Raw genomic sequence first — 13872 nt, 5'->3', positions numbered from 1 at the left:
TTGCATTTATCTTCTGGACATTATCCCAACTATTCAGCAGACCTTTTCCCAATTATCTCCTAGACAGTTTTCGAGTTAGCGCTATCAGTCGCTTGCCGGTCGGGTGCGGATTCTTCGTTTGGGGCCGCTGCTAGAGACATTCGCCTTCAACGACATCGCCCGCCAACTTGCAGCTCTGCCTACTCGCTGCACCCTCTCGCACTACCGCGACCGCAAAGGCCGCGAGATCGACCTTGTGCTCGAAGCGAGAAACGGCCATGTGATCGCCGTCGAAATCAAGGCCACCACTTCCCCCTCCGTCAAACACCTAGACAACCTCCGCTGGCTCCGCGACAAGCTCGACGGCACCAGTCCCGGTAGTTTCCAAACCGGCATCCTCCTCCACACCGGACCACACGCCGCCACCCTCGGAGACCGACTCCACCTGCGCCCCATCAGCACCCTCTGGACCCCACAGACCTCGACCTGAATTAACGCCGAGTTTCCGAATAAACCAGCACCACAACAAATCGGCAGCGACAGACCGTCAAGCAAATCAAACTCTCGGCCTGCACAATTCACACTGAGTGGCGAATGGCCCAGGTCTAATTCTTAGGCAGTGCTAGTGGTGTGTCGCAGAAATAGCGCCGTGGATTGCGACGGCAGCGGCGTTCCTCGCAAGGCGCACCGACGCAGCCATACCCGGAGCGTACGGCAAGGAGGGGCAACGCCGCGAGGGGCGTCGATGCCTAGCAGGACACGCGCGAATATTTCTGCGACACACCACTACGGCTCCAAGACCACCTTTATGGCGCCGGAGGCGCGATCAGCGGCGGTGGCGAAGGCTTCGGCGGGGGCGTCTAGGGGGAAGCGGTGGGTGATGACGGCGTCGGGAAGCTCGGGAAGCTGGGCCAGGGCGGCGGCGGCGACGTCCATGTCGCGGGTGGGGCCGTAGCGGCCGTACATCGAGGAGGGGACCACGGTGATCTCCTTCATGCTCAGCTCTATACCGGGCATCTCTACAGGGTCCCAGTAAGACCCCAGGATGACGATCTTTCCACCGGGCCGGCACTTCTTGGCCGCGTCGGCCAGAGCTGAGGCGGTACCAGCAGCCTCTACGACGATGTCGTAGGGCTCATCGGTCAGCGGAGCTGCCCCCAGGCGCTCGGCGGCCTCCTTTTGGGCGTCGTGGCGGGCAGAGATAGCGGTCTCGCACCCGGCAAGGCGGGCCACGGCCAGCGCGGTCTGGCCCACGGCGCCACCCCCGATGACGGCCACCCGCATGTCGCCTCGCAATCCGGCCAAGCGGAAGCCGTGCACCGCGATGCCCAGCGGCTCCACCAGGCAGGCGTCCCGGGCATCGGCCCCCGACGGCAGGGGAACGATGGCCTCGGGCCACATGAGCACCTCGTCGGCCATGCCGCCGTCGCGGGAGATGCCGGCGATGTCGGTCAGGGTGACCGGGCAGCGGTTGTAGTCACCGGCCAGGCAGATATCGCAAGTGCCGCAGCCGTGGATGGGCTCGATGGCCACCGGACGGCCGTCTTCCAGCCACCCGGCGAACTCGTGGCCGATGGTGAAGGTGTTGAGCATCCCCAGCTCCAGCATGTGCAGATCGGAACCGCACACCCCCGCCGATGCCATCTTGATCCGCACCCCGTCGCCTTCGGGCGGGGCCAACTCCACGGTCGCGGGCTGGCCGTCGACACATCGCACTGCTCTCATGGCTTCATCCTCTCACCGGACGGGCATTCACAGGCCCTTGGGGCGGGTGCCGATGACCCCGTCGGCCTCCAGCGCAGCGATCTCGTCGGCCGAGAGGCCCAACTCGCCCAAGATCTCGTGGTTGTGCTGGCCCAGAGTGGGCGAAGGCGAGGTTATCCAGCGGTCCACCGAGGCGAACCGATAGGGCATCCCCGGCATGGGATGGGTGCCCACCGCGGGGTGCTCGACCATCTCGAACAGTCCTCGATGAGCGTGTTGGGGATTCTCATGCTGGAGGCGGGGATCCCAAGCAGGGGCGGCAGGAAGACCCGCTTCCACCAACCGGGCCACGGCCTCATCTAGATCTTGTTCAGCAGCCCAGGCATACAGACCCTCGTCGATGGCGTCGTGACCCGCCCGGCGGCCGGCGTCGGTGGCGTATTCGGGCCGGTCGGCCCATTCGGGAGACCCCAGCACCCCTACCAGCGCCTGCCACTGCTCGTCGGTGGCCACAGCAAGAGCCAGCCACTGCTCATGGCCCCGACAGGGATACAGCCCCTGTGGAGCCGCGTAGGGGCTCCTGTTGCCGGCCCGCTCCATCACGTTGCCGTAGGCGGTGTACTCCACGATCTGCTCGGCTGAGCAGTTGAGCGCGGCCTCAACCATGGTGGACTCCACGAACACCCCCCGCCCGGTGCGCTCCCGCACCGCCAAGCCCAATATCGCGGCATAGGCGCCGTGCATCCCGGCGATGGGGTCGCACGGCCCGCGCATGATGCGGGGCTGGTCGTAGGGATGGCCGGTCACCCAGGCCATGCCGGTGAGCTGCTCCATGGTCTGGGCGAAGCCCACCCGATCCCGCCACGGACCGCTCAGCCCGAACGCGGGCATCCGGGTGAATACCGCCTGAGGGTTGCGGGCCGAGACGGCCTCCCAGCTCAAACCCCACTTCTCCACCACCCGGGGGGAGAAGTTCTCCACAATAATGTCGGCCTCCCCGATGAGTCGCCACAGCAAGTCCATGCCCGCGTCGGTGTCCAAGTCCAGCGTCAGGTCGCGTTTGTTGTGGTTGATGGCCACGAACATCGAGCTCCACTCCCACCAGTCCTCGGTACCGAACATGAAACCGGTCATGCGCATGCCGTCGGGGTGGCCGGTGGACTCAATGTGGATCACATCGGCGCCCAGCATGGCCAGCGTGCCAGTGGCCGACGGTCCGGCCCACCAGCTGGTGAGGTCCAGCACCTTGACCCCGGCCAGCGGCAGGTCAAGATCGGCGTCGGCAGCCGACGGCACGGGCTGGGGGCGAAGTTCCACCGTCCCGGTGTGCTCGCCCAGCCGGGGCGCAGGGGTGGCCGGCCGCCTCTCGCCGCCGTCGTCCATCAGATACGGCGATCGAGGCTGGAGGAACCCGCCGGGGTTGCGCACGAATACCCCCCGGGCCGCGAACTGCTCGTTGTCGAGTACGCCGCGACCGTCGTTCACCTCGGCCACCGGCACCCGCAGATCCGAGGCTGCCTTGATGATCTCAGCCACCGTGTGGCGGGAGGTCCACGGGTGGACCATGGCATTCCACTCGTCCAGACGACCGGCCCGCTCCCCGATCTGGCTCCACTCGGTGTCAATGAGATCGGGGCGCTCGATCATCAGCACGAAGCCCTGGTATTGCAGAGCGGTGTTGGTGTTGAACCCCACCCAGCCGTCGAGGGCGGGCTCGATCGAAGGTGCCTCCACCGACCGGGCCACCCGGTCGAATTCGTGGCCGCCGCCCCGCATGGAGTGGGCCAGGTCGCTGAACGTGGTGGCGGCGATACCCATCACATCGGCCACCGCCAAGTCGATGTGCTCGCCGCGTCCGGTGCGCCGGGCCCGCAGCAGCGCGGAAAGGACCGGGGGGCCGGCGTAGGCCCCAGCGGTCCACTCCGCTATGCCCCCTCCGGCGTGGATCGGGGGCTGGTCGGGCCGCCCTCGGCAGGCGATGGCCCCGCACTGGGCTTGCGCGGTGTACTCAGTGGACGGATGCTGGGCCAGCGGCCCGTCCTGCCCATAAGGCGTGACCGACAGCACCACTAGGTGGGGATGGCGCTGGGCCCAGGCCCGCCCGATCCCCGACCCGGCGGGAAAAGACTCCACCACGACATCGGCAGTAGCCACCAGCTCCTCGACCTCTTCATCTCCCGGCACACCCACGATGCCCCGCTTGGAGGCATTGAGCAGCTGGAACAGCGCGCTGTCGCCCTCGAACTCGGCTCGAGTGGCCGACCAGCGGCGGACTGGGTCGCCTTCGGGCCCCTCCACCTTGATGACGTCGGCCCCGGAGTCGGCCAGCAGCTTGGTGGCATAGGGGCCGGACACCCCGGTCGAGAAGTCCGCCACACGGACTCCAGCCAGGATCGTGGCCTGCATGTGGGTGCCTTCGTTCACGCTCGCGCCGTCGGCCCGTTCGACTCCCTGGTCGATCCCTGCGGTCATCGCGGCCTCACTGCTGCCCGATCGTTTTGCACTTCGGTATCTTGTCGCATCTGACGTTCCCGTACACTGGCCGACACTCGGCAAACGATCGCAGCAAAGGACAGCCACTGTGAAGCTCACCGAAGTCAACCTGCTTGACCCCGACCGATTTGTGCGCCAAGAGCACCATGAGATGTTCAAGGTGCTGCGAGACCAAGCACCCGTCTTCCTGCACCAAGACCCCGGTGGGCCGGCGTTTTGGAACGTGGTCAAACATGACGACCTGGTGGAGGTGAATCGCGACACGGAGCGTTTCTCCTCGGAGCTGGGCGGCACCTCCATCCCCGACCCGGGCACCCGCGACAATGGTGGACCCGACTCCCGGGGAGTGATGATGCTCACCACCGATCCGCCCAAGCACACCCGCTACCGGCGACTGGTGAACAAGGGCTTCACCCCCCGAATGATCGGGTTGATCGAGCAATACCTCCGCCACCGGGCCATATTGATCGTGGACAACGTGATCGAAAAGGGCGAAGCCGACTTCGTTGTCGACGTCGCGTCCGAGCTCCCGCTCCAGGCCATCGCCGAGATCATGGGGGTACCCCAAGAAGACCGCATGATGCTGTTCGACTGGTCCAACCGCTTGATCGGCGTCGACGATCCCGAGTACGCCGGCGGCGCCGAAGACGGCATGGCGGCTGGCGCCGAGCTGTACGCCTACACCAACCAGTTGGCCAAAGACCGGGCAGAGAACCCACGCGACGACATCGTCACCAAGCTCATCAACGCCGAGATCGACGGCGACCGGCTGACCGAGTTGGAATTCGACATGTTCATGCTGCTGCTCACCGTGGCCGGCAACGAGACCACCCGCAACGCCACCGCCCAGGGAATGCTGGCGCTGATGGACCATCCCGAACAGTTCGACATCATCAAGAACTCCCCCGACGGGGTGACCGACACCCACATCGACGAGCTTCTCCGGTGGTCCACACCGGTGCTGCACTTCCGCCGCACCGCCACCACCGACACCGAGATCAGGGGCCAGCACATCGACGAGGGCGACAAGATCGTTATGTGGCACATCTCGGCCAACCGAGACGAAGAGGTGTTCAAAGATCCGTTCACCTTCGACGTGAACCGCACCCCCAACGACCAGATCGCCTTCGGGGGCGGCGGGGCTCACTATTGCCTAGGCGCCAATCTGGCCAAGATGGAGATGAGGCTGATCTTCCAGGAGATCATCGACCGCATGCCCGACATCCACCGCGTCGGCGAGCCCGAATGGCTCCGCTCCAACTTCATCGGCGGCGTCAAGCACCTCCCCGTAGCCTGGACCCCCGGCCAAAAAGTAAACCCCGGCCCCGCCCCCAACGAAAACCTCTCAACCCTGGTGTAGCGCTGCTGGGTCGTTAACCCAGCTGAGCTTTCCAATCGAGTCGGCGAGCCGGGCGGGTCATTGTCGATGTGAGACTGTCAGATCACAAGACAGGCATAAGTAATGCCATGCTGCATATGCTAAACATCGCTTATGCGAACGATGATCGTGCTCCCGGACCACCACCACGCCAAAGCCAAGCACAAGGCCGCCCGCGAGGGCATTTCGCTGTCGGAGTACATCCGAAGGCTCGTGGCCCGCGACCTCGACCAGGTCGCACCCTATGTCGACCCGCGCTTGGTTTTCGGACTCTTCGACAGCGGGGGGTCGAAGATAGCCGAGGGCAAGCAGGCAATGATCAGCGAGTCCATCGACAAGCAATTCTCAGCCAAGGGACAGTAGTGACCGCGCCGGTATTCGTGGATACCAGCATCTGGTATGCCGCCGCCGACGATGGCGACACCGACCGCGGAGTCGCCCGGTCGCTGCTAGCAGAGCACGCCGGCGCCCTGGTGACCAGCGACCTCGTCCTTGGAGAGCTGTGGAACCTTGTGAATGCCCGCACCGACTTCCGCACCGCCAACCAGGTTATCGAAGCCGTCTCGGCCGTCGCCCGCATAGAGTGCGCCACCACCACCGACCTCGACGCGGCTAACTCCGCTGTCGAGGCATTCGGCGACCAAGCGTTCTCGCTGACCGATCGCATTAGCTGGGCGATCATGGAGCGCCTGTCAATAGTCGACGCGCTCGCCTTCGACGCCGACTTCCGGATATACCGCTACGGCCCCCAGCGCCGACGAGCATTCGCCGTGCGCCCCTAGAGGACTCGGCCAGACCTCCCCACGCTAGGTCTGACGTCGATCTCCCAACGCCTGTCCCACAAACCAAGACCAAAACCAGGGCGGTTCAAACACGACCTCGATCCCACTGGGCCGCATGTGAGGCGATCTCAGCAGCGGCAAACTCGCGCACCACACTGCGAAACGCCTCCTGTTCCTCACTGAAGAAAAAGGTCATGCGTGCTGTCTTCGGGAAGCCTTTCCCAGCCCGAGCCACACAATGACGGTGGTCGCCGGGGCAGAAGCTGCTGCCGGCCCCTTGGACTGGCGCACACTGGTGCTGTAAGAGGCTTCGCCACTGCATGACGGATTTGGGAGCCAGCTACCCGGCTATGTCGGTGTCTCGCCGATGTAGTGGACAAGCGTGCCCCGCTCAGACTCGATTTGGCAGACTGAGAACGAGGAGACGCCCCCATGCCCCACTTAGTTGAGCTCGACGCTTGCCGAATGGTCGCCCTTGAGCGGCTGGGCAATCCCGAGCACACCCGATACCTCGTCACTGAGCATCCCGATGGTTCACTGTTGCTCACACCAGCAGTCGTGATGACCACCCACGAGGCCGCTCTTCTCCGCAACCCTGAGCTGGTGGCCCAGATCGAACAGGATCTGGCCGACCCGTCAAGGGCTGCTCCATCTTCAGCCCGCCGACTCAAACCCGTACAGGCCTAGGTCCCTGTTTCCCGCCGGTCAATCCCCCGGTAGTCGACTCCACATCACGACGTTGGGCTGGTCGTCTTTGACCGGTTCCCAAGCCCGTCGTACGCCTTCCCGCTGATAGCCGCCAAATTGGTAGTGCGCGCCAAGCAGTAACAGGTGCTGCACTCACTGATATGAGAATAAACCCCCAACTTCCCGGACGGTCGGGCTATACCATCCTCGTGCTCGAAGGAGATCCCGCATGACCGAGAAGCCTGATCCGTTGGCTGTCCCCTTCGGGACTGTTTTCTGTGACTGGATGACCACGGCGCGAGCCGAAGACGGGCCGCTGGCTTATGGCGGATCGCCAGAGCCCTTCGGGGACTTGACCATCAGCCCGGCCGCTCATGTGCTGCACTACGGAAGCTCCATCTTTGAAGGGCTCAAGGCCCACCGCCAGCCCGATGGATCGGTGGCCATCTTCCGTTTGAACACCCATGTCGCACGGATGGTCACCAGCGCCGCCCTTTTGCGGCTCCCCGAGATCGACCCCGGCATCTTGCGCCAGATGATCATCGACGCAGTCGAGGCCAACGCTGATGAGGTTCCCGAGCCGCCCGGGTCTCTCTACATCCGTCCAACGTTTGTGGGTACAGGATCCGACATCGGGGCCGCGGCCCATCCAGCCCCCAGCGCACTGCTGTTCGTGGTGAATTCCCCGGTAGGCGACTACTTCAAGGGCGGAATTCGTCCCCTCACCCTTCAACTAGAGACGTCGACTCCTCGTACCGTTCCCCAGTTCGGAATGGTGAAGTGCGCTGCCAACTATGCGATGGCCTTGGGCTCCACCATGGACGCCATGGCCGCCAACGAGGCGATCGACCAGGTGCTGTTCGCCACCGACGGCGATATCACCGAGACCGGGGCCTCGAACTTCTTTTTGGCAGACAACGAGCGGGTCGTGACCCGGCACCTCGACGAGTCCTTTCTCCACGGCGTGACCCGGGACTCAGTGATCCAGCTAGCCCGGCACCATGGTTACGAAATCGAGGAACGCCCAATCGATCCCAAAGAGCTAATCGACTGGTCCGAGCGAGGCGAAGCATTTCTGTCGGGCACAGCCGCCGGCATCGCACCCGTCGGCACCATCCTCTACTCGGGCAAGACGCTCACGATCGGCAGCGGCCAGCCAGGCCCCAACACTATGCGGCTTCGACAAGCCCTCACCGCCATCCAAACCGGCACAGCACCCGACCCATTCAACTGGCGCTCCTCAGTCCAGATTCGCGGCTGAATTACCCCCTGCCTGGTACCGCCACTTGGAGCTTGGGGCGGCCACATCGCTATCCCCCCTTCTCGCTGAAGTAACACTTGCCAGCTCAGCTGGCCCTGAAGTCGGAATAGTGCAAATGGCCCGATGGGGGCATTTGCTCAGCTAGCATGTCGGCTGCCGCTTTGTAGGGGGTTCTTATCCGACTAATCGGGTTCGGACCAGGGCATGCGGATTTCAAGGCAGGCATGGCGCTGATAGGGCGCCAAAGCCTGATGGAATCTCAAGGAGCCCTCGTTGCGAACTCGCCCACGTCCGAGCCTTGGCGGTTTAGGCCGCTCAAGAGGCGGCCGAGCCCCCAACTCCAAGCGCACTGCGAGTCGCCGGGCGGCCGGGTTCATTGGTCTTGTTGCCGGGTTTGTTGGCCTTGTTGCGCTTGCCGCGGTCGCATCGTCGTGTCTGCCGGTTGGGAAGGCGGTAACCAGCACATACACCTCTCTCCCCGCCAAAGACGTCGCGGTCCAGGGTCCCGGTTCAACGTCGTCCGTTGCCGTCGTACCAGCGGCCGCGACGCGGGGGGTCATTTCAGCGGCTGGACTTGAGACCGCATCCAATTCGCCTGGGATTCGAAACGCTTCTAGGCCTGTTCTGGCAGATTCCAATATCGAACAGGTCGCGGCCGACAAGCAAGCCCCACTCTCGCCTCCCGAGACAACCCAGCGCCGCGTGTGGCTGGTTGGCGACAACGTGCAGACCACCCAGTTGACCGACCTCGGCTACCAGACTGGCGAACGGGTGATCGTCGCGACCGGCGATCTACGGGCACTCCCCTTCGAGGCAAGGGAGATGATCTCCTACGCCTCTGAGGTGAAACTGGGCCCGGGTCTGGGCAAGGACGCTGCCTGGCAGTTGGAGACCATCCGCCGAGGCCATCAGATTCCCGGGGGCGGCCTGCTCATGTTCGAATCCGGTTTCGACCGCCGCTTGGTGGCCCTATACGGCCATCCGTCAGGCCCCGGCCTTGGGGTGCTGGGAGAACAGAGCCCCGCTGCGGGTGTCGATCGCCTCCGATCCATCGCCGCCAGCTACGACGCCGACGGTTCAGTGGTGCTGCCCACCTTCGAGATCATCGCCACGGTTGCGTCGGCCGGTGCCGGCGGCGACGGCGACTATTCGGCCATGACTGCCCGGGATGTGATCAGGCCCTGGATCGAGACCGCGGCCGCCGACAACATGTACGTGGTGCTCGACCTCCAGCCGGGGCGAACCGACTTCTTGACGCAGGCGAAGGTCTACGAGGAATTCCTCCTCCTCCCCCACGTAGGGCTCGCCCTCGATCCAGAGTGGAGGCTCAAGCCCCACCAGGTCCACCTGGAACAGGTCGGCACCGTGGACGCGGCCGAGATCAACCAAGTCGTGAGGTGGTTGGCCGGGCTAGTCCGCGAGAACGCGCTCCCCCAGAAGCTGCTGATCGTCCACCAATTCCAGACCCCTATGATCACCAACCGCGGACTCATCGACACTCCCCCCGAGCTGGCGGTGCTGATCCAAATGGACGGTCAGGGCTCCATGAGGGCCAAATACGCCTCCTGGGACACTTTGACCGGCAAGCCTGACGCCGAGCAGTTCTATTGGGGATGGAAGAACTTCTACGACGAAGACCACCCCAACGCCACGCCGGAACAAGTACTAGAGCTCACCCCCACCCCAGAGTTCGTATCTTTCCAATAGAGGCTTGGGGGCCGAGGCAGAGCCGCATCAACCAACAGAACCCGGTCGACTTGGACCACTAGATTGCGTCCATGTCCGCTGTCACACCAGATCCTGAAGCCGCAACCGGCTCGTTCGCCAAACCGCCGCCGGCGACTGAGGCGGATCCCCACAATCCACTTCACAACGCATTTTGGAGGCGAGACCGCCGGGTGGTGGACGAGGATTTGAAGCAGGTGTGCGCCCGCCCCCTCACCTTCTATCCCGGGTTCGAGCTCGCCGATGACCTGGAGAGCATCTCAATGCCGGGGGCCTGGTTCATCACCCGCCATCCCACCATCTTCGAGGTGTCTCGCAACCCGCAGATATTTTCCTCGTCGTCTGGTGTCACGGTCAACGATTTCCCGCCGGAGTTCAACGAATATTTCAACTCCATCATCGCCATGGACGACCCCCGCCACGCCCGGCTGAGAAAGATCGTGTCGGCTGGCTTCACCCCCCGGATGCTGGCCCGACTAGAAGACTCAGTGCAGGATCAAGCCAGGCTGATCGTGGACGAGGTGTGCGAGCGGGGCGAATGCGACTTCGTCACCGACGTTGCCGCCCGCCTGCCGCTGCGCATCGTATGCGACCTCATGGGCATCCCCGACTCTGAGCACGACTTCGTCTTCGACCAGACCAACGTGATCCTGGGTGCGGCCGACGACGAGTACGTGCCCGAATTCGTGGATCTGCTCACCGCCATTCTCACCGCAGGCGAAGCCCTGTCGGGCCTTATGGACGAGGTGGCTGAGTCAAAGGTGGGTGTGGATACCGGCGACCTCACCAGCGTATTGGTCAATGCCGAAGTCGACGGTGAGCAGCTCACCCGTGCGGAGCTGGCCAGCTTCTTCATCCTGCTGGTGATTGCGGGCAACGAGACAACACGAAACGCCATCAGCTGGGGGCTGGTGCATCTCACCGAAAATCCCGACCAGCGCAAGATCTGGACCGACGATTTCGACGGGGTGGCCCACAGCGCGGTGGAGGAGATCGTGCGCATCTCCAGCCCCGTCACCTATATGCGCCGCACTGTGCTGAGCGACACGGTGCTGGAGGGCCAGAAGATAGATGAGGGCGACATGGTGGTCATGAACTACCTGTGCGCCAACCGGGACGAGACGGTGTTCGACGACCCGCTCAAATTCGATGTGCTGCGCGACCCCAATCCCCATGTGGGCTACGGAGGCCCCGGACCGCACTTCTGCCTCGGGGCGCACCTGGCCCGCCGGGAGATCAAGGTGATGTTCCGGGAGATTTTCGACCGCATCGGCGACATACGGGCCACCGGTGAACCCGACCCACTGTCGTCAGCCTTCATCCACGGCATAAAGCACCTGCCTGCCGAGTTCACTCCCGCTGGGCGAGCCGGTTGAGCGTTTCCCGGTCGAGGTGGCGAAACACGCCCTCAGCCAGAGCGGTGACTTGGCCGTCTTGGAGTGCATGGCCCTTCACCTCGGTGATGGTGCCATCGAAGGCCTCCACCCAGCCCTCAAAGACGGTTTCCACATCCAGCAGAGTGGGACGCCGATAGCGCACCGACAGCATCATGGTGGGACCGCTGGCGTTCCTAGTGGAGCAGGCGCTGGTGAACACCATATCGAAGGCTGAGGCTATGGCTGCCCCGTGCACGCAGCCGGGCGGACCTTCATACACCGTGGAGAACACCGCTCGGCCCCGGGTCTTGGGCGGGTCGGAATCCATGTCCACCACCATCTCCACTGGCACCGCGGCGGGATTGCAGATGCCGGTCACGTAGTCGAAGGGTGCCCGCTTGTGGGTAATCGGGGGGCCTTCGATATCCGGTCTCCCGGGGCCGAACCGGGGCGGAAGCTCGGCGGGTACATGGGCCTCGATGCGATCGGCCAGGGCATCGGCCTCCGCCGCCAAGGCTGCGGTGTCGGCGGGCGAGGCCGTGTTGGTGACGGTAGCTGCTACCAATCGGCGCACGGCGTCGGCCAGCGCTCGCAACTCCCGCTCCCGGCCGGCCACCGCCGGATGGTCGATGGCCTGGAATGGACCGCCTGGCTGATTGATATGAGCCACGACGGCAACGGTATGTTTTGGGCAGCATCCGGGCGCAACCAGGCGCCGAAGAACCTCAATCCATTAGGAGCCCCCATGCCCATCGACCCATCAGCTGTCGGCGCCGAGAGCGAGCCGAGCACCTCGAGCTGGAAGTCGAAAGACGCCCTCCTCTATGCCCTGGGCGTGGGTGCAGGGGTGACCGATCCCACCGGGTTCGAACTGGAGTTCACCACCGAGAACACCAAAGACGTCGATCAGAAAGCACTGCCCACCATGTGTGTGGTGCTGGGCGGCGGTTTGGGCGGCGCCAACAGCCCCCTGGCCAAGATCGGCACCTACAATCCGGCACTCTTGGTTCACGGCGAGCAGGGCTTCACCCTCCACAAGCCGCTTCCGGTGGAGGCAACGGTCAGCTCGGTCACCCGAGTCGCCGGCATACACGACAAGGGCAAGGCAGCTTTGGTGGTTTTGGAGGGCGAGGCCACCGACACCGCCGACGGGCAGCCCCTGTTCACCACCACCAGCGCGCTGTTCATCCGCGGCGAAGGGGGCTGGGGTGGAGACCGGGGTCCGGCCAGCCCGGCCAAGGTCCCCGAGCGCGATGCCGATCATGTGGTCACCTACCAGACCCGCAGCGACCAGGCGCTGCTCTACCGGCTCAACGGCGACCGCAATCCGCTGCACTCCGACCCGTCGTTCGCCGCCGCCGGTGGATTCGACACCCCGATCCTGCACGGCTTATGTACCTACGGGTTCACCGGGCGGGCGTTGCTCCACGCCCTGTGTGACAGCGACCCGGCCCGCTTCAAGTCGATGCACGGCAGGTTCTCCTCGCCGGTGCTTCCCGGAGAGACCCTCGACGTCCACATCTGGGACGAGGGCGGCGGCACGGCCCGGTTCCAGACCCGGGTGGGCGACCGGGTAGTGCTCGACGCCGGGACTGTTGCCGTCGGCTAGCCGTAGGGTCCGACCCAAGTATTGGACCGCGCGCCGCGGCTACTCGCCGAAAGCGGCGTCGATGTGCTGGTCTACCAGCGCAGTGATGGGCAGGTCGACGCCTAGCTCCTCGCCCAGGGCGAGCGCACCGCCCAAGTCCTTGTGGGCGATGCGGGTGAAGCTACCGCCGAACGCCGGGGGCGGATAGGCAATCGGGCGACTGAAGACTCCCATGTGGGGGCCGATGTTGCGGTCGGAGTAGCTAACAATTTCGGCGAATGCCTCCAGATCCACTCCGGCAGCCGCAGCCAACGCGATGGCCTCGTAGGCCACGGCAAATTCGGCGTAGCTGATGAGATTGCGGGCCACCTTGGCCTGAAGCCCGGCCCCCAGCGGTCCGACGTTGACCACCATGCCTCCGTATCGCTCGAAGTGGGGGCGCCCTTGCTCGGTATGGGCCTCATCTCCTCCACAGAACACCACAAGATCCCGGTTCCGAGCCGAGGCCGTACCACCGGTCACTGGGGCATCGATCACCGTCACCCCGACTGCGGCGGCCTCGGCGGCCAGTTCGATAACCGTGGCAGGCAGCACAGTGGAGTGGACGGCCACCAACGCCCCCGACTCGGCAGCCCCGGCAATGGCCCCATCGTCACCCGAGCAAACCTGGCGCACCTGGGCGTCGTCGATCACCACCACGGCCACTACATCAACCTGGCGGGCCAGCTCCCGCACCGAGCCCGCCGGGGTGCCGCCCAATTCGGTGAACCGGGTCAAGGCCTCTTCGGAGATGTCGTAGCCAATCACGATCACCTCGTCGTCCCATTTGCCGGCAAGCACGCCCTCGGCGATGGCACCGCCCATGTCGCCCAGTCCGATTACTCCCAGTCGAGTCATTG

At 64.5% G+C, this 13872-nt stretch carries 14 protein-coding genes; 9 read left to right on the top strand and 5 right to left on the bottom strand.

Translation table 11 applies throughout. The annotated features are described in order from the left end of the window. Positions 1-103 precede the first annotated feature (103 nt). Positions 104-469 (top strand): DUF4143 domain-containing protein, encoded by a 366-nt coding sequence (locus ACOOGG_RS13460; protein ID WP_420435879.1) that lies wholly within the window; start codon positions 104-106, stop codon positions 467-469. Between the two features lie 296 nt (positions 470-765). Here ACOOGG_RS13460 and ACOOGG_RS13455 read toward each other — a convergent pair whose 3' ends face one another. Next, on the bottom strand, positions 766-1704 hold the full coding sequence (locus ACOOGG_RS13455; RefSeq protein ID WP_420435877.1) for a zinc-dependent alcohol dehydrogenase: 939 nt from the start codon (positions 1702-1704) through the stop codon (positions 766-768). Between the two features lie 27 nt (positions 1705-1731). Beyond that, positions 1732-4155 carry a CaiB/BaiF CoA transferase family protein gene (locus ACOOGG_RS13450; RefSeq protein WP_420435875.1) on the bottom strand — a complete coding sequence of 808 codons (2424 nt, stop codon included), beginning with the start codon at positions 4153-4155 and terminating at the stop codon, positions 1732-1734. A gap of 109 nt (positions 4156-4264) precedes the next feature. Between ACOOGG_RS13450 and ACOOGG_RS13445 the strand changes: the two genes are divergently transcribed. From ACOOGG_RS13445 to ACOOGG_RS13435, 3 genes are all read left to right on the top strand, one after another. Next, positions 4265-5536, top strand: a complete 1272-nt coding sequence (locus tag ACOOGG_RS13445) for a cytochrome P450 (RefSeq protein ID WP_420435873.1) — start codon at positions 4265-4267, stop codon at positions 5534-5536. A 132-nt stretch (positions 5537-5668) separates the two neighbouring features. Beyond that, entirely contained in the window at positions 5669-5917 is a 249-nt protein-coding gene (locus tag ACOOGG_RS13440) for a hypothetical protein (RefSeq protein ID WP_420435871.1), read from the top strand. Continuing rightward, complete coding sequence (locus tag ACOOGG_RS13435; protein ID WP_420435869.1) at positions 5917-6336, top strand: type II toxin-antitoxin system VapC family toxin; 420 nt, start codon at positions 5917-5919, stop codon at positions 6334-6336. The genes ACOOGG_RS13440 and ACOOGG_RS13435 overlap by 1 nt, the downstream gene beginning before the upstream one ends. A gap of 85 nt (positions 6337-6421) precedes the next feature. Here the strand turns inward: ACOOGG_RS13435 and ACOOGG_RS13430 are convergent, their stop codons facing one another. Further along, positions 6422-6532, bottom strand: coding sequence for an acyl-CoA dehydrogenase family protein (locus ACOOGG_RS13430; protein WP_420435867.1), 111 nt, complete (start codon positions 6530-6532; stop codon positions 6422-6424). Positions 6533-6768: 236 nt separating this feature from the next. On the opposite strand from ACOOGG_RS13430, the gene ACOOGG_RS13425 reads away from it, so the two are divergent. The 4 genes from ACOOGG_RS13425 to ACOOGG_RS13410 all read left to right on the top strand — a co-directional run bounded on the left by ACOOGG_RS13425 (position 6769) and on the right by ACOOGG_RS13410 (position 11385). Then, a complete protein-coding gene (locus tag ACOOGG_RS13425; RefSeq protein WP_420435865.1) occupies positions 6769-7023 on the top strand; it encodes a hypothetical protein in 255 nt (84 codons plus the stop codon). Positions 7024-7252: 229 nt separating this feature from the next. Then, a complete protein-coding gene (gene ilvE, locus ACOOGG_RS13420) occupies positions 7253-8284 on the top strand; it encodes a branched-chain-amino-acid transaminase (protein ID WP_420435863.1) in 1032 nt (343 codons plus the stop codon). 702 nt (positions 8285-8986) lie between these two features. Beyond that, positions 8987-9991 carry a hypothetical protein gene (locus ACOOGG_RS13415; protein WP_420435861.1) on the top strand — a complete coding sequence of 335 codons (1005 nt, stop codon included), beginning with the start codon at positions 8987-8989 and terminating at the stop codon, positions 9989-9991. A gap of 71 nt (positions 9992-10062) precedes the next feature. Next, entirely contained in the window at positions 10063-11385 is a 1323-nt protein-coding gene (locus tag ACOOGG_RS13410; protein ID WP_420435859.1) for a cytochrome P450, read from the top strand. On the opposite strand, the gene ACOOGG_RS13405 is transcribed toward ACOOGG_RS13410, so the two are convergent. After that, on the bottom strand, positions 11360-12055 hold the full coding sequence (locus ACOOGG_RS13405) for a hotdog domain-containing protein (RefSeq protein WP_420435857.1): 696 nt from the start codon (positions 12053-12055) through the stop codon (positions 11360-11362). The two genes, ACOOGG_RS13410 and ACOOGG_RS13405, sit on opposite strands and share 26 nt — an antisense overlap. Positions 12056-12130: 75 nt before the next feature. Here ACOOGG_RS13405 and ACOOGG_RS13400 point away from each other — a divergent pair, with 75 nt between their 5' ends. Continuing rightward, positions 12131-12994, top strand: a complete 864-nt coding sequence (locus ACOOGG_RS13400; protein ID WP_420435855.1) for a MaoC/PaaZ C-terminal domain-containing protein — start codon at positions 12131-12133, stop codon at positions 12992-12994. 39 nt (positions 12995-13033) lie between these two features. Here the strand turns inward: ACOOGG_RS13400 and ACOOGG_RS13395 are convergent, their stop codons facing one another. Then, positions 13034-13870, bottom strand: a complete 837-nt coding sequence (locus ACOOGG_RS13395) for an NAD(P)-dependent oxidoreductase (RefSeq protein WP_420435853.1) — start codon at positions 13868-13870, stop codon at positions 13034-13036. Positions 13871-13872 lie beyond the last annotated feature (2 nt).

Origin of the sequence: Candidatus Poriferisocius sp. (assembly GCF_965214065.1) — a bacterium.
Taxonomy (GTDB): Bacteria; Actinomycetota; Acidimicrobiia; order Acidimicrobiales; family Bin134; genus Poriferisocius.
This window is presented reverse-complemented; position numbering and strand designations above follow the sequence as displayed.

Coding starts and splice junctions, on each gene's coding strand:
- ilvE (WP_420435863.1), top strand. CDS start 7,253: ATGACCGAGAAGCCTGATCCGTTGGCTGTCCCCTTCGGGACTGTTTTC.
- ACOOGG_RS13455 (WP_420435877.1), bottom strand. CDS start 1,704: ATGAGAGCAGTGCGATGTGTCGACGGCCAGCCCGCGACCGTGGAGTTG.
- ACOOGG_RS13425 (WP_420435865.1), top strand. CDS start 6,769: ATGCCCCACTTAGTTGAGCTCGACGCTTGCCGAATGGTCGCCCTTGAG.
- ACOOGG_RS13450 (WP_420435875.1), bottom strand. CDS start 4,155: ATGACCGCAGGGATCGACCAGGGAGTCGAACGGGCCGACGGCGCGAGC.
- ACOOGG_RS13395 (WP_420435853.1), bottom strand. CDS start 13,870: ATGACTCGACTGGGAGTAATCGGACTGGGCGACATGGGCGGTGCCATC.
- ACOOGG_RS13440 (WP_420435871.1), top strand. CDS start 5,669: ATGCGAACGATGATCGTGCTCCCGGACCACCACCACGCCAAAGCCAAG.
- ACOOGG_RS13410 (WP_420435859.1), top strand. CDS start 10,063: ATGTCCGCTGTCACACCAGATCCTGAAGCCGCAACCGGCTCGTTCGCC.
- ACOOGG_RS13400 (WP_420435855.1), top strand. CDS start 12,131: ATGCCCATCGACCCATCAGCTGTCGGCGCCGAGAGCGAGCCGAGCACC.
- ACOOGG_RS13430 (WP_420435867.1), bottom strand. CDS start 6,532: ATGACCTTTTTCTTCAGTGAGGAACAGGAGGCGTTTCGCAGTGTGGTG.